Here is a 21,754-nt window from a genome sequence, read left to right as displayed (position 1 = left end):
GGGATGTTTAGCCGATCAGGCAGGCTGTGCAACCGCTCGTGCGACCGGCTTCTCCACGATCGGAAGATTGATCAGCGCCGAGAGCACGCCGAACAGGATCGAGAGCCACCAGATCGGCGTATAGGAACCGAACTTCTCGAACACGATGCCCCCTAGCCAGACGCCGAGGAAGCCACCGACCTGATGGCTGACGAAAGCGAAGCCATACAGCGTCGCCAGCCAGCGCGTGCCGAACATCAGCGCCACCAGCGCCGAAGTCGGCGGCACCGTCGACAGCCAGGTCAGGCCGGAGACCGCACCGAACGCGATCGCCGAGAACGGCGTGATCGGGAACGAGATGAAGGCGAGCGTTGCGAGCGCACGGGTGAAATAGATCGTCGAGAGGATGTAGCGCTTCGGCAGCGAATTCTGGAGATAGCCGACGCTCAACGAGCCCATGATGTTGAACAGGCCAATCGCCGCGATCACCCAGCCGCCGGTTTGCGTCGAGATGCCGCGGTCGACCAGGAACGCCGGCAGATGCACGGTGATGAAGGCGAGCTGGAAGCCGCAGGTGAAGAAGCCGAGCACCAGCAGCACGTAGGAGCGATGGCCGAAGGCCTCCGCAAGCGCCTTGGTGATGGTCTGCTCATCCGCAGGCGTCGCATTGGCCGTGCTTGCGACCGGCGGCGTCGAGATCGCCAGCGCCAGCGGGATGATCAGCAACATCAGGAAGCCGAACACGGTGAGCGCCTGCTGCCAGCCGAAATTGTCGATCAGCGCGACGCCGATCGGCGCGAACAGGAACTGGCCAAGCGAGCCCGCTGCAGTGCCGGCGCCGAGCGCAAGGCCGCGCTTCTCGGCCGGCAGGAGTTTCGTGAACGCCGACAGCACCAGGTTGAACGAGCAGCCCGCGAGACCGAAGCCGACCATGACGCCCGCGCCGATGTTGAGCGACATCGGCGTCGACGAATAGCGCATCAGCAGCAGGCCGCCGGCGTAGAGCAGCGCGCCGACGCACATCACGCGGAACAGGCCGAAGCGATCGGCAATCGCGCCGGCGAACGGCTGCCCCAATCCCCACAGCAAATTCTGAAAGGCGATGGCGAGACCGAACACGTCGCGGCCCCAGGCGAATTCGTGGCTCATCGGCTGCACGAAGAAGCCCAGCGCCGAGCGCGGACCGAAGCCCAGCATGCCGATCGCACAACCGCAGAGGATGATGACGGCCGGCGTGCGCCAGTTGGCGGAGCGTGAGGTCGAACCGAGCTCGCTTGCTTGTGTCGACATGGGTCCTCCTCCTCGGCCATTGGCGGATCTGCAAATCAGCAGCCGCTGTCCCGCCGTTTAATGCAAATGCATGAAAATCCCAAGCCAAAAGTGGTTGCGTTCCATGAGGGGCTGGTTCGGGAGCATTGCGTTTCATCGCAGCCTTGCCTGGCGCGACGCGACTGGACTTGACGAGAATGTGTGTGGCGAGACCTAGCGGCCCCAGGTTCAGCGTGTTATCTTTGATTTACTCAGATTGAGTATATGTAAGCCTCGGCGAAACCCACCGGCCTCTCGGCCGGATTTCTCAGGCTCCTTATATACTCATATTGAGCATATATAACCCGAATGGGAGGCTTCGATGCCGATCACTGGAATTTACGGCCCCGACGATTTTGCCAATCGGCCACAGGGCCAGACCGTCACCCCCGTCGCGCCGGCGCGAACCGGCCCCGCGTTGCCGATGCCCTCGCTGGAATGGACGCCGGAGGTCGAGCGGGCCACCGCGCCCCTCTATGAGCGTCTCAAGCATGTGATCCCGCCGATCGAATGGCCGCTGATGGCGCCGACGATTCACGCGATCAATGAACTGAAGCGCGCACGCAACGCGGTGATCCTCGCCCACAACTACCAGGCGCCGGAGATCTTTCATGGCGTCGCCGACATCGGCGGCGATTCGCTTCAGCTCGCCGTCGAGGCCACCAAGGTGAAGGCCGATGTCATCGTTCAGTGCGGCGTGCACTTCATGGCGGAGACGTCAAAGCTGCTCAATCCGGACAAGACGGTGCTGATCCCGGACTCGCGCGCCGGCTGTTCGCTGGCCGCCAGCATCGCCGGCGCCGACGTGCGGCTGCTCCGTGAAAAATTTCCCGGCGTGCCTGTCGTTGCTTACGTCAACACGTCGGCCGAGGTGAAAGCCGAGGTCGACATCTGCTGCACCTCGTCGAACGCGGTTCAGGTGGTCGAGAGCCTCAATGCGCCCACTGTGATCTTCCTGCCCGACCGTTATCTCGCGACCTATGTCGCCTCGAAGACCGACGTCAAAATCATCGCCTGGAAAGGCGCCTGCGAAGTGCACGAGCGCTTCACGGGCGACGAGCTGCGCGCCTTCCGCGACGCCGATCCCTCCGTGCAGATCATCGCACATCCCGAATGCCCGCCGGACGTGCTGGCGGAGGCAGATTTCACCGGTTCGACCGCGCACATGATCAATTGGGTGCGCGAGCGACGGCCGAAGCGGCTGGTGATGATCACGGAGTGCTCGATGGCCGACAATGTCCGCGCCGAGCTACCGGATGTGGAGATGCTGCGCCCCTGCAATCTCTGCCCGCACATGAAGCGCATCACACTGTCCAACATCCTGGAGAGCCTGCTGACGCTCGGCGAGGAAGTCACGATCGATCCGACGCTCGCGGCGCGCGCACGGCGCTCGGTCGAGCGGATGATCAATCTGAAGAACTAGCAGCGTAGGTCGCAACAAACACAACTGTCGTCCCGGCGAAGGCCGGGACCCATAACCACAGGAAGATGTTTGACGAAGAACGACGTTGAACAGCTTCGCGTAACTATAACTGCTGCGGAGTATGGGTCCCGGCCTTCGCCGGGACGACGGCGGTGTGAGAGGAAATAGCTATGACAACAAACAACATCCACAATCTCACCCGCTCCACTGACGATGTCGTCATCGTCGGCGGCGGTCTCGCCGGTCTGTTCTGCGCGCTCAAGCTCGCGCCGCGGCCGGTGACGCTGATCTCGGCGGCGCCGCTCGGACAGGGGGCGTCATCGGCGTGGGCGCAAGGCGGCATCGCAGCCGCCGTCGCCGAAGGTGACAGCCCCGAAGCGCATGCGGCGGATACCATTGCGGTCGGTGGCGGCATCGTCGATGAAGCGGTCGCGCTCGGCATCGCGCGCGAGGCTGGCCCGCGGATTCACGATCTGCTCGCCTACGGCGTGCCGTTCGATCGCGATCTCGAAGGCCGGCTTGCCGTGGGACGCGAAGCTGCGCATTCGGCGCGGCGAATCGTCCACGTCCGCGGCGACGGCGCGGGTGCTGCGATCATTGCGGCGCTGAGCGAAGCTGTGCGCCGCACGCCGTCGATCCGCCTGATCGAAGGCTTTGTCGCCGAAGCGCTGCTCACCGAGAACGGCGCCGTCACCGGCCTTCAGTTGCGCGAGGCTGGCAATTTCGCAGCAAGGCCCGTGATGATCGCCTCGCGCGCGATCGTGCTGGCGACCGGCGGTATCGGCCATCTCTATGCCGTCACCACCAATCCGGCCGAGGCCAACGGATCGGGCCTTGCGATTGCCGCGCGCGCCGGCGCGCTGATCGCCGATCCAGAGTTCGTGCAGTTCCACCCGACCGCGATCATGGTCGGCAGCGATCCCGCGCCGCTTGCGACGGAAGCACTGCGCGGCGAGGGCGCGACGCTGATCAACGGCCAGGGCGAACGCTTCATGCTTACACGCCATCCGCTCGCCGAGCTCGCGCCGCGCGACATCGTGGCCCGCGGCGTGTTCGGCGAGATCGCAGGCGGTCGCGGCGCCTTCCTCGATGCGCGCGAAGCACTGGGCGCGCGCTTCGCCGACAAATTTCCGACCGTGCATGCAAGCTGCATCGCCGCCGGCATCGATCCGGCGGTGCAAGCCATCCCGATCGCACCGGCCGTGCACTATCACATGGGCGGCATCGCAGTGGACGCACGCGGCCGCAGCTCGATCGACGGGCTGTGGGCCGGGGGTGAAGTGTCGTCCACCGGTGCGCATGGCGCCAACCGACTTGCCTCCAACTCGCTGCTCGAGGCCGTGGTCTATGCCGCACGCATCGCCGACGACATCGCCGGCCACGCGATCCCCTCACCTGCCCGCCTTCCCGAGGCGCTGGTGACGCCGCGCGGCGGTGCGCCGGATGCAGCCAGCGTGAAGCAGTTGCGCACGATGATGAGCACGCATGTCGGCGTGATCCGCGAGCGCGACGGACTTGCGGACGCCGTGCGCGACTTTGCTGGGCTCGAGCACGCGGCCACGAGCATCACTGTTCGTAACATGGCAACAGCGGCCCTGCTCGTTGCCGCCGCAGCCTGGAGCCGGCGCGAGAGCCGCGGCGCACATTTCCGCTCCGACCATGCCGCGGAGGTGCCCGCGCTGGCGCAGAGAACGATGACCACGCTCGCTGCGGCGCGCGAGGTCGCGGACGGCCTCGCCGCGCATTCATCGCCGCGCATCGCGCAATCCATGATCGCCTGACGGAGTTTTTTTTCATGATCACCCCGACCTCCCTGCTCTATCCCGACGCCTTTCTCTCTCCGCTCGCCATCGACGAGGCCGTGCATCGTGCGCTCGACGAGGACCTTGGCCGCGCCGGCGACGTCACCTCGCTCGCGACGATCCCGGAAGCGACCAAGGCGCAAGCCATCCTCGTCGCGCGGCAATCCGGCATCATCGCCGGTCTGCCGCTCGCGCTGGCGACGTTGCAAAAGCTGTCGCCCGATCTCGAGGTGCGCGCGCATGTCCGCGACGCCGCGCGCGTTGCCCGCGGGCAGCAGGTCCTGACAATTTCAGGGCCGGCGCGTGCCATTCTCACGGCGGAGCGGACCGCGCTGAACTTCGTCGGCCGGCTGTCCGGCGTCGCCACGCTCACAGCCGACTACGTCGCGCGCACCGAGGGCACCAAAATGCGCATCTGCTGCACGCGAAAGACCACGCCGGGATTGCGGGCGCTGGAGAAATACGCGGTACGTTGCGGCGGCGGCTTCAACCACCGTTTTGGCCTCGACGACGCCATCCTGATCAAGGACAATCACATCGCGGTCGCCGGCGGCATCCGTCCGGTGCTGGAGCGCGCCCGCGCTCATGCCGGCCATCTCGTCAAGATCGAGATCGAGGTGGATACGCTGGCGCAACTCCGCGACGTCCTCAACACCGGTCTTGCCGAAGCGGTGCTGCTCGACAACATGGACATCGCGACGCTGCGCGAGGCGGTGCGGATGAGCGAGGGCCGGGTCACGCTGGAGGCGTCGGGTGGCGTCACGCTGGACTCGATCGCGACAATCGCAGCAACCGGCGTCGACTACGCCTCATCCGGCGCGCTGACGCATTCGGCGCCGAACTTTGATTGCGCGCTGGATATTGAGATGTGAGCGGTTACCTTCGCTCGACAACGCCCATCTCGGCGGAGCTCTTGGCTTCCTGGGCGAGCTCCGCCGAGAGCGCCGCGGTCTGCGCCGGCGTGCCCCAGCTCGGTTCCTCGCTGCCGTCACCCCAGTTGCGCGGCCGGTAGAAGGTGTGCACGCCGAATTTGTACATCTTCTTCATCTCGGCGACCCAGGACGGACGCACCCAATAGGCGTGGTAGTGCGTCGACTTGCCGACTTCAGGCAGCCAGATCTGACCGTCGAGCATTGCCTTCGAAATCCTCTTGGCGCGCTCCCACATCTCCGGCTCGCGGATCACGTCGGGATTGTTGTCGCAGGCAAAGGTGAACTGGCAGGCGAAGTGGCGGTACTTGTTCTGATAGACCACGCCGCACACGGTGTCCGGATATTTGCCGGAGAACACGCGGTTCATCACGACTTGCGCGACCGCGATCTGGCCGCGTACGGCCTCGCCGCGGGATTCGAAATAGACGGCTTCAGCGAGGCACTTCTCGGACTTCGCGCGTGACTTGTCGTCGAGCGCCAGTCGCTCGGCCGGCGATTTGGCGCGCTGGTTGTCTGCGTTGACCTCGCCTTTCGGCGCGACGCTCTCGCCGCTCTCGCTGTCCTTCACGACGTCGTCCGACGGTGGCGACAGCGAGGCCAGCTTCATGTCGGGGTCGGGCACCACGATCAGCGGTTCGGCGCCGGGTTGCCAGCTCTCGATGCTCTCGACATTGCCGCCGAGCGAGGAACTGCCGAAGAACAGGTTCGAGGTCTTGACGCTGAAGGGATCGCGCGGCGGCGCGGCGATCGTCGCCTGCTTCAGCGCGGCAAGCGGCTGGGCCGCAAAGGACAGCGCGTTATCGCCGGCCTTCGGCGGATTGGCATATTGCGGCAGTGGCGGCGCGCGCATCGCCTCCTGAAGCTCGGGATCGAGTGCTGCCGCGGACTCCGGCGACATCGCTTGCGGCTGCGCGACAGGCAGCTCGACCGTCTTGGCGCCGAACACCGAGCTGTTGGATGTCGCCGGATCCTGCTGGGCGGGAGCGGCGGCAGGTGCAGCCGTCTCAGGTGCCGGCGTCACGGTGGCGAGACGGTCGCCCTTCAGCGCGCGATCAACCTTGGGGAAATCGGAGGCCTGGTAGCGCGTCGGCGCCTGGAACACCGGATTGCGCGTGACGGCGCCGGTGACGTCACGGCCATCGAGGCTCGCGAGGCGAACCATTGCACTCTGTGGAATCGACGTTCCGATCGGACGCGAAAAGCTGTAGGTGGCGAGCTGAATGGACGAGGCTGCGGAGAATACCTGCTTCTGCCAACGTTCGGCGACGCCGGGCTGACGCGCCAGCAACGAGCCTATGTCCTGATAGCCGGTCTCTCTCGGCATCAATGCGAAGATGCAGAGACCGATTCCGAAGGATGCGAACCGCGCACCCTTCGGATGGTTACGCAACACTGACATCGATACGCTCACGCTACGCATACACTAGAGAGATCGAGCCGCAGTACTTCCGTGCAATTCGATCTTTATCGTGAGTATCTAATTTAGGTTGCCGGGGCGTTAATCGGCGTTGCGCAGCCAACACACTCAAGCGATGTCAGGTGTTTTCACAGGGCGATTGCGCGCGTGGTAAATGCGGGCTGATGTGAAGCGGTAAACATCTGGTCAACGCGAATGGTGAAGGAACTCTTGCGCGTGCGTATCATTACGGGACGCGCGCGGTTCCATCCTCCGTCATTGCGAGCGCAGCGAAGCAATCCAGACTGCAGCCGCGGAAAGACTCTGGATTGCTTCGCTGCGCTCGCAATGACGGCGTGGAGAGAGCTGTTCGCAAAATGAAAGAGGCGGGGTTTGGCCCCGCCTCTCTCATGTCAATCCTGCACTTCGTCTTACGCCTGGCTCGCAACCACCTTGCCGAGCGCAGCCTGCGCTGCAGCAAGCCGCGCGATCGGCACGCGATACGGTGAGCAGGAAACGTAGTCGAGACCGATCGTGTGGCAGAACGCGACGGACGCCGGATCGCCGCCGTGCTCGCCGCAGATGCCCATCTTGAGCGAGGGGCGCGTCTTGCGGCCGCGCGCGACGCCGATCTTGACGAGTTCGCCGACGCCTTCCTGGTCGAGCGAGATGAAGGGATCGATCGAGAGGATGCCCTTCGCCACATAGGGACCGAGGAAGCTCGCGGCGTCGTCGCGGCTGATGCCGTAGGTGGTCTGCGTCAGGTCGTTGGTGCCGAAGGAGAAGAAATCGGCGCTCTCCGCGATCTCACCCGCAAGCAGGCAGGCGCGCGGCAGCTCGATCATAGTGCCAACCTGATAGGTGAGTTTTGTATTCGTGTCGCGCATCACCGCTTTCGCGGTCGCGTCGATGCGTGCCTTGACCAGATCGAGCTCCATCTTGGTCGCGATCAGCGGCACCATCACCTCGAGGCCGACGGCCTTGCCGGTACGCTTCTCGGCTTCGACTGCAGCTTCGAAGATCGCGCGTGCCTGCATCTCGGCGATTTCAGGATAGGCGATTGCGATGCGGCAGCCGCGGAAGCCGAGCATCGGATTGAACTCTGACAGCTCGCGTGCACGGTCGGCCAAACGCCGCGGGTCGGTGTTCATGGCGCGCGCCACTTCCTCGACCTCGGCATGGGTGTGCGGCAGGAACTCGTGCAGCGGCGGGTCGAGCAGACGGATCGTGACGGGCAGCCCCTTCATGATCTCGAACAGCTCGACGAAGTCGGCGCGCTGCATCGGCAACAGTTTTGCAAGCGCGGCACGGCGCGACTGCTCGTCCTCGGAGAGGATCATCTCGCGCACCGTACGGATGCGCGTCTCCTCGAAGAACATGTGCTCGGTGCGGCAGAGGCCGATGCCTTCAGCGCCGAACTTGATCGCGGTACGGGCGTCCTCCGGCGTATCGCCATTGACGCGGACGCCGATCTTGCGGACCTGGTCGGCCCATTTCATCAGCGTGCCGAACTCGCCGGAGAGCTCCGGCTCGATCATCGGCATGCGGCCGGCCAGCACCTGGCCGAGCGAGCCATCGATGGTGATGACGTCGCCGGCCTTGTAGGTGCGCGAACCGATGCTCATGGTGCCGCGGCCGTAATCGACGCGGATGGTACCGCAGCCGGAGACGCAGGGCTTGCCCATGCCGCGCGCGACCACGGCGGCGTGCGAGGTCATGCCCCCGCGGGTGGTCAGGATGCCTTCGGCGGCGTGCATGCCGTGGATGTCTTCGGGGCTGGTCTCGATGCGGACCAGAATGACCTTGCGTCCGTCGCCCTGGAGCTTGGCCGCTTCGTCCGAGGAGAACACGATCTCGCCGGAAGCCGCACCCGGCGACGCTGGCAAGCCGGTCGCGATCACGTCTCGCTTGGCGTTGGGATCGATGGTTGGATGCAGGAGCTGGTCGAGCGAGGCGGGATCGATCCGCATCACCGCTTCCTTCTTGGTGATCAGGCCCTCATTGGCGAGTTCGACCGCAATGCGCAGCGCCGCCTTGGCGGTGCGCTTGCCGCCACGGGTCTGCAGCATCCACAGCTTGCCCTGCTCGACCGTGAACTCCATGTCCTGCATGTCGCGGTAGTGCTTCTCGAGCTGCGTGTAGATTCGCGTCAGCTCCTTGAAGGCTTCCGGCATCGCCGCTTCCATCGACGCCTTGTCGGAGCCCGATTCCTTGCGCGCCTCTTCGGTGATGTCCTGCGGCGTGCGGATGCCCGCCACCACGTCCTCGCCCTGCGCGTTGATCAGGAACTCGCCGTAGAGCTTGCTCTCGCCGGTCGAGGGGTTGCGGGTGAACGCAACGCCGGTCGCCGAGGTCTCGCCCATGTTGCCGAACACCATGGCCTGCACGTTGACCGCGGTGCCCCAGGACTCAGGGATATCGTGCAGCCTGCGGTAGGTCACCGCGCGCGCGTTCATCCAGGATGAAAACACAGCACCAACCGCGCCCCAGAGCTGGTCATGCGGATCCTGCGGGAAATCCTTGCCGGTCTCGCGCGCGACCGCGTCCTTGTACTTGCCGACCAGATCGACCCAGTCCTCGGCGGTGAGGTCGGTGTCGAGCGTGTAGCCCTGGCTGTCCTTGAAGGTGTCGAGGATTTCCTCGAAGTGATGATGTTCGAAGCCGAGCACCACGTCGGAATACATGGTGATGAAGCGGCGATAGCTGTCATAGGCGAAACGACGATCGCCCGAGAGCTCCGACAGCGCTTCCACGGTCTCGTCGTTGAGGCCGAGATTGAGCACGGTGTCCATCATGCCCGGCATCGAGGCGCGCGCGCCGGAGCGCACGGAGACGAGCAGCGGGTTTTTGGCTTCGCCGAACACCTTGCCGGTCAACTTGCCGACATAGTCCAGCGCCTTCTCAACCTGCGACTGCAATTCCTTCGGATAGGATTTGTCGTGGGCGTAGAAATAGGTGCAGACCGAGGCCGGAATGGTGAAGCCCGGAGGCACCGGCAGACCGAGATTGGCCATCTCGGCGAGGTTGGCGCCCTTGCCGCCGAGCAGGTCGCGCATCTCCGAGCGGCCCTCGGCCTTGCCGTCGCCGAACGTGTAGACCCATTTGCCGGCCTTGATCGCGGCCGGGGCCGCCTTGGCAGGCGCAGCCTTCACAGCGACCTTGGCGGCAACCTTCGGCGCAACCGGCTTGGCCACAGCCTTTGCAGGTTTCGCCGCAGGCTTGGCCGCCGCCTTTGCGACCGGCTTCGGGGCGCTCTTCACGGCGCTCTTGGGAAGCGCCTTACGGGCCGCCGGCGCGGCTTTCGCCTTGGCGGAGGGCTTTGATTTCGCTGCAGTTTTATTAGGCTTCGAGGCGGCTTTGGCCATAACTTGCACACAACCTGCGAGAGGAATGGGAAATCGCGCGCCTTACACCACTTTGGGCAGGCCCGCGCAAGTCGAAGAGTTCCGGAAAATGAAGGCCTAGAGATGGAGCCACTTCAACAATCCGAGCCCAATCGCACCATTGATGATGAGAAAGATCGCAACGATCAGGTTGAGGAGGCGCGGCATGATCAGGATGAGCACTCCCGCGATCAGCGACAGGATCGGCGAGATGTGGGCGATGGTGAGATGCATGAAAAGTCTTCCTGTGGCCTGAGGCGAATCGCGGGCGGATCATAGCGGACCGGGTTCCGCGGGTAGAGACGCGCTGGGGCCGCATCGGGTTCCCCGCTTCGCGAAAACTGCCCGAAATTGCCCCGTATGCGGCAGGCCTTTTCCGGAACATCACGCGCGCCGCAGCATTGGCAACCGGTCGCGCCACTGGCGCCGGCTGAAATCAATTCGAAGGAGTTGCCCATGCGGAACAGGATTCTCGCCCTCGCAGCGCTTGGCGTCGCGCTCGGCTCGCCGATCGCGGTGCAGGCGCAAACCGGGATCACGGTGGGACGCGCGCCCGTCGTGGTCGACAGCGGCCCCACCATCGCGGTGGAACAGCGGCCGGCTTTCCGTGACTATGTCGTCGAACAACGTGTGCCCGCTTTCAGCATTCCCGATCGCGTGGTGGTCGGCGCCACCTTACCCGAGACCGGCGTCACCTATTATGACGTGCCGCAACGTTTCGGCGCGACGACTTATCGCTACACCGTCGTGAACGGCGAGACGGTGCTGGTCGAGCCGCGCTCGCGCCGCATCGTCGAGGTGATGGACTAGCGCTCAACTCGATGTCCGGCGCGTCACTTCAATCAGGCTGGCGCGCATTGCGTAGTCGGACATCAGGCCCCGCCCGGTCTTCCCCCCGCCGGGCGGGGCATTTTTATCCCGCCTCAATCCTGAATCTTCGAGAAATCCGCCACCGCACGCGTGGCGCTGCGGATTTCGTTGAGCAGCTTCAAGCGGTTCTCGCGCACCTTCGCATCGTCGTCGTTGACACGAACCTTGTCGAAGAACGCATCAACCGGCGGACGAAGCTTTGCCATCGCGGTCATCGCGGCGGCAAAATCTTCCTTGGCGACGGCAGCACTTGCTTCCGCCGTCACCTCGCCGATCGCCTTGGCCAACGCCTTCTCTTCGCCAAGGCTGTAGAGCGCAGCATCAGGCGCGCCGTCGAAACTGCGCTTGTCCTTCTTCTCCTCGATGCCAAGAATGTTGCTGGCGCGCTTGATGCCGGCGAGCAGGTTCTTACCGTCGTCGCTCTCGAGGAATTTGCCGAGCGCCTCGACGCGGCGGACAATCATCAGAAGATCGTCCTGACCGCCGAGCGCGAATACGGCATCCACGAGATCGTGACGCGCGCCCTGCTCGCGAAGCTGGACCTTCAGGCGGTCGGCGAAGAAGGCGAGCAGATCGCCAGCAAACCGATCTGATTGTCCAATAACGCCTGCTTCGTTCGCTGCGTAGCCTTGCCACGCGACGTCGATAGATTTCAAAAGTGGGAGCCTAATGCCATTAGACGCAAGGATACGAATAATACCGAGCGATGCACGCCTGAGCGCAAATGGATCCTTGCTTCCGGTAGGCTTCTCATCATGCCCCCAGAACCCGACAATCGTATCAATCTTGTCGGCCAGCGCGACAGCTACACTTACTGGATCGGTCGGCACGCGATCCGTTGGTCCTTGCGGCTTGTAATGCTCCTCACAAGCAGCCGCGACAGACGGACGTTCACCCTGCTCCAACGCGTAGTACCTACCCATGAGGCCTTGGAGTTCTGGAAATTCGCCGACCATTTCTGTGAGCAAATCTGCTTTGGCAATACGGGCCGCTTGCTCGACATCGTTGGCGTATTGCGCAGAGTTTCCTCCATATAATCCTTTTCCAACTTGCAACTGAGGCTCGATCAACCACTCCGCGAGCCAGGCGGCGAGACGCTGAAGGCGCTTGATGCGCGCAGCCTGGGTGCCGAGCTTCTCGTGGAACACGATCTGCTCGAACTTCGGCAGACGATCCTCAAGCTTGGTCTTGAGGTCCGCCTCGTAGAAGAACTTCGCATCCGACAGACGCGGACGAATCACGCGCTCGTTGCCGGCGACGATGACCTTGCCACCGTCGGTCGCCTCGATATTAGCGGTGAGGACGAATTTGTTGGTCAGCTTCCCGGTCTTGGGATCCTTGACCACAAAGCACTTCTGGTTGTTGCGGATAGTGGCGCGGATCACCTCGTCCGGGATCGCGAGATATTCTTCCTCGAACGATCCCATCATGACGACCGGCCATTCGACGAGGCCAGAGACCTCGTCGAGCAGCACCTGATCCTCGACCAGCTCAAAGCCTTGCGCAAACGTCAATTCCTTGGCGTCGGCAAAGATGATATCCTTGCGCGCCTGCGGATCGAGGATGACTTTTGCGGCCTTCAGCTTCGCTTCGTAGTCCTCGAAACGGCGCACATTGATCGCCGCCGGCGCCATGAAGCGATGGCCGTAGGTGGTCTGACCGGTCTCGATGCCGTCGACCGAGAATTTCACGACATCGGGCTCTTCCGTTTCGGGCCCGAAGGTCGCGGTGATCGCGTGCAGCGGACGCACCCAGCTCAGCGAGCCGGGCTTGCCGGAGCGCGCGCCCCAGCGCATCGATTTCGGCCAGGGGAAAGTGCGGATGATGACGGGCAGGATTTCCGCAAGCACGTCGATCGCGTCGCGCCCGGCCTTCTCGATCAATGCGATGTAGAAGTCGCCCTTGGGGTCGCGCTGGATCTTGGCCTCATCCAGCGACTTCAAGCCTGTCGCTTTCAAAAAGCCCTGCACGGCAGCGTCGGGCCCGCCAACTTTCGGTCCACGGCGTTCGGTCTTGAGATCAGGCTGACGCGCGGGGATGCCGTGCACGGTGAGCGCAAGGCGGCGCGGCGTCGCGAAGGCCTTTGCGCCCTCATAGACGAGACCCTCGGCGACGAGCTTCTCGGTGACAAGACGGCGCAGATCGTCGGCCGCCTTGGCCTGCATGCGCGCGGGGATTTCTTCCGAGAACAGTTCAAGCAAAAGATCGGGCATCAGGCCGCTCCGCCCGCTTCAGTATGGATCCAGGCCTCGCCGCAGGCTTTTGCCAATTCGCGCACGCGCAAAATGTAGCTCTGCCGCTCCGTTACCGAGATCACGCCGCGCGCGTCCAAGAGGTTGAAGACGTGACTGGCCTTGATGCACTGGTCATAGGCCGGCAGCGACATCAGATGCGCCTCGCGCTTGCCGGACTCCGAGTTTTTTTGCCAACCTGCGTCGAGATATTTCCGGCAGGCCGCTTCCGCCATCTTGAACTGCTCGAACAGCATCGCGGTGTCGGCGACTTCGAAATTGTGCTTTGAATATTCCCGCTCGGCCTGCAGGAAGACGTCGCCATAGGTGACCTTGGCATCGCCGTCGCGGCCGTTGAAGTTGAGATCGTAGACGCGGTCGACGCCCTGCACATACATCGCGAGACGCTCGAGCCCGTAGGTGAGCTCGCCCGCGACCGGTGCGCATTCGACGCCGGCGACCTGCTGGAAATAGGTGAACTGGCTCACTTCCATACCGTCGCACCAGCACTCCCACCCCAGGCCCCAGGCGCCCAGCGTCGGGCTCTCCCAATCGTCCTCGACGAAGCGGATGTCGTGCACGGCGGAATCGATGCCGATCGCGGCCAGCGACTTCAGGTACAGCTCCTGAAGGTTCGGCGGCGACGGCTTCATGATCACCTGGAACTGGTAGTAGTGCTGCATCCGGTTCGGATTCTCGCCGTAGCGGCCGTCCTTGGGCCGGCGCGAGGGCTGCACATAGGCCGCGTTCCACGGCTTTGGCCCGAGTGCGCGCAGCGTGGTCGCCGGATGGAAGGTCCCCGCACCCATCTCCATGTCGTAGGGCTGCAGGATCACGCAGCCCTGCTCGGCCCAGAACCGCTGGAGCGCGAGGATAAAGCCCTGGAACGAGCGTTCCGGGCGCATATGGGCGGGCAATGAGGCGTCCATCGTCAGATCAGGCTCTCGCGGGGGGTTTTGAATCGCGCGGGACCGTATCGACGGCGGGGGTGGGAATCAAGGTAAAGGGGCGGATTCGGGCTTAACGACTGCCCTAGGACGGTGCCGTAGGGTGGGCAAAGGCGCACTTGCGCCGTGCCCACCATCTTTCCCGGATTACGGCACGGTGGTGGGCACGCTTCGCTTTGCCCACCCTACGGCACCTCTCGTGTTGAGAGCGGTGAACCCGGCCTATACGCTCCGGTCACGGGGTCACGCTTCAACGTCTGGATATTCCCCATATGGGCGGCCTCGGCGACGCGCGAGAGGCGCATCTCCTCCAGCTCCTGGTTGATCCGGAGTGCGGTCTTGTAGGCCCAGCGGACCACGGCAAGCCCACCCAGCACGCCCGCAAATGCAACGAACGGCGGCATCGGTCGATCCTTGTTCAATGCTCAGCCCCCACGCGCATATTCGCGCACTCCGGGCCGCGCCGCAATTGGCTCGGCTCGGACCAAATGGCGCGGGAGGGGCTCCTCCTAGAACCCGAATTTCGCCCAAATCGCGCGCGTCTCGACCGCCGAGATCAGCTCGTCCGGCAACCCGACCATTGATTCCATGGCCGAAAGCTGCCCCGCGCCGGGCGATTTCCGCCCAAACAGACCGGACAGCAGCCCCGTCGGCTGCGCAATCACAGGGGTGAGAACCTTCTCGCCGTAGCGGGCACGAAGAGTTGAGCGGATATCGCCGATGCCGTCGGCCAGGCCCAGCGCGATCGAACTCTCGCCGGCCCAGTACTCGCCGGTGAACAGGGTGTCGTCCGCGCCCTTCAACCGCGCGCCGCGGCTCTCCTTCACCAGCGCGATGAAGATCTGGTGGATCTCGCGCTGAAGTGCCTTCAGCTTGGCGACGTCGTCGGGGTTTTCGGGCAGGAACGGATCGAGCATCGCCTTGTGGGCGCCGGCCGTGTAGAGCCGCCGCTCGATGCCGAGCCGCTTGATCGCCTCCTGGAAACCAAAGCTGCCGCCGACCACGCCGATCGAGCCGAGGATCGAGGACGGATCGCAGAAGATCTCGTCGCCGGCGCAGGCGATCATGTAGCCGCCGGAGGCCGCGACGTCCTCGACGAACACCAGCACCGGCAGCTTCTTCTCCGCCGCGAGCTGCTTGATGCGCAGATAGATCTGGCGCGACTGCACCGGCGAGCCGCCGGGCGAGTTGATCACCAGCGCCACCGCCTTGGCATTGCGGACCGAGAAGGCCCGCTCCAGCACCCGGGCGACGCCCGCCAGCGACATGCCAGGGCGCAGCGGCGTCACCGCGCCGATGACGCCGGACAGCCGCACCACCGGCACTACCGCCGTGCCGGGGCGGAAGCGCGCCGGCAGGTATTGCAGGAGCTTGTCGGCCAGGCCGGAGTTTTCGCGATCGTTCAATTGTTCGGCCATGCCGTTACCTCTGATTAACCAATTCTTATCACGCGACTGTCATTGAAGTTCGCTGGAACGTGTTTTGCAGATTCCTCGTTGGGAAGCTGCAATGAAGCAGCGGAGGAAATGCCATGAAGATCTATCTGCTGTTGCTGCTGATCGGTGCACTTTTCACGGCGCTTCGCTATACCTCCCCGCAGGAACAGCAATCGGAATCGCTTCCCCAGTAAGCCGTCACGGCTCCGCCAGCGGCAAGACCGCTCGCCCCTCCAGAATATTCCTCACCTCTTTTTTAGGCACGCGTGACTCGTCATTGAGCATGAGGCCCGGCAGCAATCGCAGCGGCGCGCGGCCACCCTTGACGGCGCGCACCAGCACGCGGATTGCAGGCCTTCCCGCTTCGCCATGAACCGGCAGGATCGAGACGCTGCCGAAGCCGCGTGACAGCGCTGCCAAAACGTCCGCGATACCATCCGCGCGCCAGATCAGGGTCAGCACGCCGTTCGATCGAAGGATGCGCCGTGCTGCATGCACCCACGCATTGAGCGTCTCCTCGGTCGCGACATGCGCGGTGTGACGGGCCTGGTCCGGCGAGCCACGGTGCCGCGTGGAATCGTTGAAGGGCGGGTTCATCAGCACGCAATCCGCACTGTCGGGCATGAGCCCATGTGCCGCAAAAGCCTGCGCATCCGCCGTGACGTCGAGCACAATCACCTCCGCGGCAATCGCATTCGCAGCCGCATTGGTGCGGGCGAGCCCGGCCAGTTCCGGATCGATCTCGACGAGGCAAAGATCGACCCCGGCCACGCGCCGCCCCAGTGCAAGCCCGGCCGTGCCGATTCCGGCGCCGAGATCGACCACACGGTCACCGGCGCGGGCCTCAGTCGCCGCCGCAAGCAAAATGGCATCGTGCCCGGCGCGGTGGCCGGATCGCTTCTGCCGCAGGAGCAGCTGTCCGCCGAGAAAGGCGTCCTCGGTGATATCTGTGACGACGTCAATCATCGCCGCGCAGTTCGTGGCTGAGCCCGGCATCGGTCAGGAGCTGCCGGGCTTCGATGGCGTCGTCCTCATGGACCAGGATCCGCCGCGGCAGGACGCCGAGCGAGCCCTCGATGATGCTCATGTTCTGGTCCAGCACCAGATGATGGATGTTGGCCCCGTCGAGCAGCGCGCCGATCGCCGACACCAGCACGATATCGTTGGTCCGAACCAGTTCACGCAAACGAGCCTCCTGCCCGAAAGGGGTGAGCGGCAAATGTCAATGGTTCCACAGGCCTTGCCGCATCCCCGTCCAGTTTCTATTGTCTTTCCATCAGAATAGCCCCTCCGGGGCAAATATTGGAGACCGGCGTGGCCGTCATCGTACCTTTCGAAACTCCCGGCGCGTCGATCGAAGAGCTGGTTGCCCTTGTCGCCCCCGACATGGAGCGCGTCAACACTACGATCCTGTCGCGGACCGGATCGGACGTAACCATGATCCCGGAAGTGGCCAACCATCTGATCTCCTCCGGCGGCAAGCGCCTGCGGCCGATGCTGACGCTCGCCATGGCCAATCTGGCCGGCTACACCGGCGACGGCCACATCAAGCTGGCTGCCTCCGTCGAGTTCATGCACACCGCGACGCTCCTGCATGACGACGTCGTCGACGAGAGCGAGATGCGCCGCGGCAAGCTGTCGGCGCGTATGCTCTGGGGCAATGAGGCCAGCGTGCTGGTCGGCGACTTCCTGCTCGGCCAGGCCTTCCGCATGATGGTCGAGGTCGGCTCGCTGCGCGCGCTGGATATCCTTTCCGCAGCAGCCGCCACCATCGCCGAGGGCGAGGTGATGCAGCTCGCCGCCGCCAAGAACACCGCGACCACCGAGGACGAATATCTTGCCGTGATCCGCGGCAAGACCGCCGAGCTGTTCGCCGCCGCCTGCGAGGTCGGCCCGGTGATCGCCAACCGCCCGAAGGCCGAGCAGACCGCCTGCCGCTCCGTCGGCATGAATCTCGGCATCGCCTTCCAGCTCGTCGACGACGTGCTCGACTATGGCGGCAAGAGTGCAAAACTCGGCAAGAACACCGGAGATGACTTTCGCGAGGGCAAGATCACACTGCCCGTCGTGCTCGCCTTCCGCCGCGGCAACGACACCGAGCGCGCCTTCTGGATCAAGGCGCTCGAGCGCGGCGAGATCGGCGACAGCGACCTCGATCACGCCCTCGGCCTGATGAACAAGCACCGCGCGCTCGAGGACACAATCAGCCGCGCCCACCACTACGGCGCCATGGCCGTCGACGCGCTGGCGCTGTTCCCGTCCTCGCCGATGAAGAGCGCACTGGAGCAGGTGGTGGCGTTCTGCCTGGCACGGTCGCATTAGGCTTTCGCGTTTAGGCGCGTTGCCTGCCACGCAATCGCTGTCGTCCCGGCGAACGCCGGGACCCATACCGCGTGACCTATCGGTCAGCGCGAGGTGCGCGTACCGCGCGAAGGCATCTTCACCACTAGTCTTCGCCAAACTACTCCCTGTGGTTATGGGTCCCGGCCTTCGCCGGGACGACGCCTGTGAGATAGCGTCACCACTGAATCAACACCGTCATTGCGAGCGCAGCGAAGCAATCCAGAATCCCTCCGCGGAAACAGTCTGGATTGCTTCGCTCCGCTCGCAATGACGGAGTGTGGCGCACGGCCTTCGTTCACCAACTCACATCTCAAATCGCCCCTGCCCACCCAGTTACTTGCATTTTGCAAGCCACTCCCCTACCTTCCCGCCATGCAGCCCAAATCCCCGTCCATCCTGGAATGCCCGGTCGGCCGCGCCGTGGAGACGGTCGGTGAGTGGTGGAGCATCCTGATCCTGCGGGATGCGTTTCAGGGCTCGACGCGGTTTGACGAGTTCGAGCGCAATCTCGGCATCGCGCCGAACATCCTGTCGCGGCGTCTCGCCCATCTCACCAAGACCGGCATGTTCGTCCGCCGCCGCTATCACGAGCGGCCGCCGCGTTACGAATACGTGCTGACGGACAAGGCGCGGGATTTCTTCCCCGTGATCGCGACGCTGCTCGCCTGGGGCAACAAGCATCTCGCGCCGAAGGGGGAATCCATCCTGCTGGCGAACCGCGACGATCGCCGGTCGCTCGATCCCGTCGTGGTCGATGCCGCCGACTTGCAGCCGATCACGCTCGCCAACGCGGTGGTGATCGCAGGCCCCGGCGCGAGCCGCCTGATGCGGCGGCGGCTCACTTCGCTCAAAGCCATGAACCCGGCGGTCGCGCCGGCTGGAGACTGACATGCGTCGTATCGTCGTGACGGGAATGGGCGCGGTGTCGCCGCTCGGCTGTGGTGTCGAATTGTCCTGGCGCCGGCTGCTCGCCGGACAGAGCGGATTGCGCCCGCTGCCTCAATGGTCGCAGGCACTCCCCGCACGCATTGCCGGTCTGGTGCCCGACAAGGCCGACGATGCCGACGGCGGTTTCGATCCGGCGGAGGCCGCCGCGCCAAAAGATCAACGCAAGATGGACCGCTTCATCCTGTTTGCGCTGCTCGCCACTGCAGAGGCCGTCGCGCAGGCCAAATGGACGCCGCAAGATCCTGCATCACTGGAGCGGACCGCGACCATCATCGGCTCCGGCGTCGGCGGTTTCCCGGCCATGGCAGAGGCCGTGCGCATCACCGAGCAGCGCGGCCCGCGCAGGCTGTCACCGTTCACGATCCCCTCGTTTCTCGCCAATCTCGCCGCCGGCCACGTCTCGATCAAATACGGCTACAAGGGCGCGCTGGGCACGCCAGTCACGGCATGTGCCGCCGGCGTACAGGCGATCGGCGATGCCACACGCATGATCCGCGCGGGCGAGGTCGATGTCGCGATCTGCGGCGGCGCCGAGGCCTGCATCGATATCGTCAGCCTCGGCGGCTTTGCAGCAGCGCGCGCGCTGTCGAGCGGATTCAACGACGAGCCCGCCCGCGCCTCGCGCCCGTTCGATCGCGACCGCGACGGTTTTGTCATGGGCGAAGGCGCCGGCATTCTGGTGATCGAGGAATTGGAGCATGCGCTCGCGCGCGGCGCCACGCCGATCGCCGAGATCGTTGGATATGGCACCACCGCGGATGCCTATCACATGACGTCGGGTCCGCCCGATGGCGACGGCGCCCGCCGCGCGATGGAGATCGCGCTGCGGCAGGCGAAGCTTGCGCCGGCGGATCTGCAGCACCTCAACGCACATGCGACATCGACGCCGGCCGGCGACGAGGGCGAGCTCGGCGCGATCGCTGCGCTGTTCGGCCGCAACAGCGCCATCGCGGTCAGCGCGACCAAATCGGCCACCGGCCATCTGCTCGGTGCCGCCGGCGGCCTGGAGGCGATTTTCACCGTGCTCGCCTTGCGCGACCAGATCGCGCCACCGACGCTCAATTTTGAGAACCCGGACGCAAACGCCGAGGGTATCGACATTGTCGCAGGCGGCGCGCGTCCGATGCCGATGCTCAACGCCATCTCCAACGGCTTTGGCTTCGGCGGGGTGAATGCCAGCGCGATCTTCCGCCGCATGGGCTAAACGACAGGCCTTGCAATCGCGGCGCGCTGCGCTACGAAAACAGGATGATTGATACGAATTTCTGGCTGTTCCTCGCCGCCGCCCTCCTCATTGCCGCCATTCCCGGCCCCGGCATCTTCTATGTCGCGGCGCGAACCTTGTCGGAAGGGCGCGGCAGCGGCTTTGCCTCGACCGCGGGCACGGCGCTGGGCGGATTGGTCCATGTCGTCGCAGGCAGTCTCGGCATTTCCGCGATCATCCTGGCGAGCGCCGAGCTGTTCGCCGTCGTGAAGTTCGTCGGCGCGCTGTATCTGGTCTGGCTCGGCATCAAGACCTTTCGCAGCGCCGGCCGGACGCTGTCGCTCGCGAGCGAGCCCATCGGGGACAAGCGCGCGTTCCGCGACGGGGTGCTGGTCGAGGCGTTGAACCCGAAGACCGCGGCGTTCTTCCTCGCCTTCATTCCGCAATTCCTCGATCCCGCGGGAGCGAGCCCCACGCTGCAATTCATTGTGCTCGGCGCCATCTCGGTGACGCTGAACACGCTCGCCGATGTCGTCGTGGTGCTGATGGCGTCCGCGACGCGCACGCAGTTGATCGGACGGCCGCGTCTGATGAAGCGGCTCACCCAAGGCTCCGGCGTCTTCATCGCTGGCCTCGGCCTCTCGCTCGCGCTGGCGCGACCGCCGGTGCAGGGCTAGCGGCAGCATCGAAGATTAGCGGATATGCTCGCTTCGTCTCCCATTGTACATTGAAAGACAATCCATGGAGCGAGTCCGATGATGACATCACGGGTAGAAACGCTAACTCCGCCGAACACGCCAAAACCAATCGGGCCCTATAACCACATTGCCAAGGTTGGCGAACACATCTGGATCGGCGGGACCGCCGGCGTCGATCCGGCGACAGGACAGCTGGCCGGTTCCGATGTCGCCTCCCAGACGCGGCAAATCTTCAAATCGTTTGAGGTGATGCTGGATGCGGTGGACTCCGATCTCAATCACGTTACCCACATCAACGTATTCCTCCAGCAGATGTCCGACTTCGAGGCGATGAACGCGGCCTATGTGGAAGCCATGGGAAATCATCGGCCCGCCCGCACGGTGTTTGCCGTGCAAGAGCTTCCAAAGCCAGGCGTCATGCTGACTATGAATCTGACGGCTGTGACACGAGCGGCTTTGTCGGCGAACCGATAGCTGCAAAAAGAAAGGGGCCGAAGCCCCTTTCCCGGATTTCACCACTGATGCCAGTGGTGCCAATGATGCCAGCCGTAGCCGCCGCCCCAATGACGGTGCCAGCCGTAACCACCCCAATAATGCGGGTGATAGTAGCCGCCGCCGTAATAATGGCGGTGCCAGCAATGGCCCCATTCGTTGCAGATATAGCCTGACGGAACGACGCCCGACGCACCGGGGACGTCGATCGGTTGGGCCGATGCCGCTCCGGTGGACAGAGCGACACCACCGAGAGCAGCGAGACCGACAAGCGCAGAAACGAGTTTCATGATTTTCACCTCCTAACGTTCATTGGAGGTGGCGAGCGACGAACGCGTTCGGTGTCTTACGAAGGTTTAACG

General features: G+C 64.3%; 20 protein-coding genes and 1 pseudogene. 10 read left to right on the top strand and 11 right to left on the bottom strand.

Annotation, left to right across the window (positions count from 1 at the left end; translation table 11 throughout):
• Positions 1 to 15: 15 nt before the first annotated feature.
• Positions 16 to 1,269: an MFS transporter gene (locus tag V1280_RS39265; RefSeq protein ID WP_334535949.1), complete on the bottom strand. Its 1,254-nt coding sequence runs from the start codon at positions 1,267 to 1,269 to the stop codon at positions 16 to 18.
• Positions 1,270 to 1,609: 340 nt separating this feature from the next.
• Between V1280_RS39265 and nadA the strand changes: the two genes are divergently transcribed.
• The 3 genes from nadA (at position 1,610) to nadC (ending at position 5,384) form a co-directional block, all read left to right on the top strand.
• A complete protein-coding gene (gene nadA, locus V1280_RS39260) occupies positions 1,610 to 2,710 on the top strand; it encodes a quinolinate synthase NadA (RefSeq protein ID WP_334535948.1) in 1,101 nt (366 codons plus the stop codon).
• A 170-nt stretch (positions 2,711 to 2,880) separates the two neighbouring features.
• Complete coding sequence (locus tag V1280_RS39255; protein ID WP_334535947.1) at positions 2,881 to 4,491, top strand: L-aspartate oxidase; 1,611 nt, start codon at positions 2,881 to 2,883, stop codon at positions 4,489 to 4,491.
• 14 nt (positions 4,492 to 4,505) lie between these two features.
• Positions 4,506 to 5,384 carry a carboxylating nicotinate-nucleotide diphosphorylase gene (gene nadC, locus V1280_RS39250; protein ID WP_334535946.1) on the top strand — a complete coding sequence of 293 codons (879 nt, stop codon included), beginning with the start codon at positions 4,506 to 4,508 and terminating at the stop codon, positions 5,382 to 5,384.
• A gap of 4 nt (positions 5,385 to 5,388) precedes the next feature.
• Here the strand turns inward: nadC and V1280_RS39245 are convergent, their stop codons facing one another.
• The 3 genes from V1280_RS39245 to V1280_RS39235 all read right to left on the bottom strand — a co-directional run bounded on the left by V1280_RS39245 (position 5,389) and on the right by V1280_RS39235 (position 10,457).
• Entirely contained in the window at positions 5,389 to 6,843 is a 1,455-nt protein-coding gene (locus V1280_RS39245) for a cell wall hydrolase (protein WP_334535945.1), read from the bottom strand.
• A gap of 428 nt (positions 6,844 to 7,271) precedes the next feature.
• Entirely contained in the window at positions 7,272 to 10,205 is a 2,934-nt protein-coding gene (gene ppdK, locus V1280_RS39240; RefSeq protein WP_334535944.1) for a pyruvate, phosphate dikinase, read from the bottom strand.
• A gap of 96 nt (positions 10,206 to 10,301) precedes the next feature.
• Positions 10,302 to 10,457 carry a DUF3096 domain-containing protein gene (locus V1280_RS39235; protein WP_084291949.1) on the bottom strand — a complete coding sequence of 52 codons (156 nt, stop codon included), beginning with the start codon at positions 10,455 to 10,457 and terminating at the stop codon, positions 10,302 to 10,304.
• Positions 10,458 to 10,530: 73 nt separating this feature from the next.
• Here V1280_RS39235 and V1280_RS46945 point away from each other — a divergent pair.
• Both V1280_RS46945 and V1280_RS39230 read left to right on the top strand, forming a co-directional pair.
• Positions 10,531 to 10,626 (top strand): annotated as a pseudogene (locus tag V1280_RS46945) (hypothetical protein); the annotation flags it as partial.
• 53 nt (positions 10,627 to 10,679) lie between these two features.
• Positions 10,680 to 11,033: a DUF1236 domain-containing protein gene (locus V1280_RS39230; RefSeq protein ID WP_334535943.1), complete on the top strand. Its 354-nt coding sequence runs from the start codon at positions 10,680 to 10,682 to the stop codon at positions 11,031 to 11,033.
• Positions 11,034 to 11,146: 113 nt separating this feature from the next.
• Here the strand turns inward: V1280_RS39230 and glyS are convergent, their stop codons facing one another.
• The 6 genes from glyS to V1280_RS39200 all read right to left on the bottom strand — a co-directional run bounded on the left by glyS (position 11,147) and on the right by V1280_RS39200 (position 16,893).
• Complete coding sequence (glyS, locus tag V1280_RS39225) at positions 11,147 to 13,306, bottom strand: glycine--tRNA ligase subunit beta (RefSeq protein ID WP_334535942.1); 2,160 nt, start codon at positions 13,304 to 13,306, stop codon at positions 11,147 to 11,149.
• The gene (locus V1280_RS39220; RefSeq protein ID WP_334535941.1) at positions 13,306 to 14,253 is read right to left on the bottom strand and encodes a glycine--tRNA ligase subunit alpha; all 948 of its coding nucleotides are present in this window, start codon (positions 14,251 to 14,253) and stop codon (positions 13,306 to 13,308) included. The genes glyS and V1280_RS39220 overlap by 1 nt, the downstream gene beginning before the upstream one ends.
• Positions 14,254 to 14,456: 203 nt before the next feature.
• Positions 14,457 to 14,675, bottom strand: coding sequence for a hypothetical protein (locus V1280_RS39215; RefSeq protein WP_334535940.1), 219 nt, complete (start codon positions 14,673 to 14,675; stop codon positions 14,457 to 14,459).
• 105 nt (positions 14,676 to 14,780) lie between these two features.
• Positions 14,781 to 15,689: a S49 family peptidase gene (locus V1280_RS39210; RefSeq protein WP_334535939.1), complete on the bottom strand. Its 909-nt coding sequence runs from the start codon at positions 15,687 to 15,689 to the stop codon at positions 14,781 to 14,783.
• 216 nt (positions 15,690 to 15,905) lie between these two features.
• Positions 15,906 to 16,673, bottom strand: a complete 768-nt coding sequence (locus V1280_RS39205; RefSeq protein ID WP_334535938.1) for a tRNA1(Val) (adenine(37)-N6)-methyltransferase — start codon at positions 16,671 to 16,673, stop codon at positions 15,906 to 15,908.
• Complete coding sequence (locus tag V1280_RS39200) at positions 16,666 to 16,893, bottom strand: putative signal transducing protein (protein WP_334535937.1); 228 nt, start codon at positions 16,891 to 16,893, stop codon at positions 16,666 to 16,668. The genes V1280_RS39205 and V1280_RS39200 overlap by 8 nt, the downstream gene beginning before the upstream one ends.
• 128 nt (positions 16,894 to 17,021) lie before the next feature.
• On the opposite strand from V1280_RS39200, the gene V1280_RS39195 reads away from it, so the two are divergent.
• From V1280_RS39195 to V1280_RS39175, 5 genes are all read left to right on the top strand, one after another.
• Positions 17,022 to 18,029, top strand: coding sequence for a polyprenyl synthetase family protein (locus V1280_RS39195; protein WP_148771884.1), 1,008 nt, complete (start codon positions 17,022 to 17,024; stop codon positions 18,027 to 18,029).
• Positions 18,030 to 18,422: 393 nt separating this feature from the next.
• Entirely contained in the window at positions 18,423 to 18,938 is a 516-nt protein-coding gene (locus V1280_RS39190) for a winged helix-turn-helix transcriptional regulator (RefSeq protein ID WP_334535936.1), read from the top strand.
• 1 nt (position 18,939) lies between these two features.
• Positions 18,940 to 20,202 carry a beta-ketoacyl-ACP synthase II gene (gene fabF / locus V1280_RS39185; protein WP_334535935.1) on the top strand — a complete coding sequence of 421 codons (1,263 nt, stop codon included), beginning with the start codon at positions 18,940 to 18,942 and terminating at the stop codon, positions 20,200 to 20,202.
• Positions 20,203 to 20,246: 44 nt separating this feature from the next.
• Positions 20,247 to 20,879, top strand: coding sequence for a LysE family translocator (locus V1280_RS39180; protein ID WP_334535934.1), 633 nt, complete (start codon positions 20,247 to 20,249; stop codon positions 20,877 to 20,879).
• A 78-nt stretch (positions 20,880 to 20,957) separates the two neighbouring features.
• The gene (locus tag V1280_RS39175) at positions 20,958 to 21,374 is read left to right on the top strand and encodes a RidA family protein (RefSeq protein WP_334535933.1); all 417 of its coding nucleotides are present in this window, start codon (positions 20,958 to 20,960) and stop codon (positions 21,372 to 21,374) included.
• Positions 21,375 to 21,412: 38 nt separating this feature from the next.
• On the opposite strand, the gene V1280_RS39170 is transcribed toward V1280_RS39175, so the two are convergent.
• Entirely contained in the window at positions 21,413 to 21,682 is a 270-nt protein-coding gene (locus V1280_RS39170; protein ID WP_148771880.1) for a hypothetical protein, read from the bottom strand.
• Between the last annotated feature and the right edge of the window lie 72 nt (positions 21,683 to 21,754).

It is taken from the genome of Bradyrhizobium sp. AZCC 2230, from assembly GCF_036924495.1.
GTDB classification, from domain to species: domain Bacteria; phylum Pseudomonadota; class Alphaproteobacteria; order Rhizobiales; family Xanthobacteraceae; genus Bradyrhizobium; species Bradyrhizobium rifense.
The sequence above is the reverse complement of the archived record's forward strand: the minus strand, read 5'-3'. Positions and strand labels throughout refer to the sequence as shown.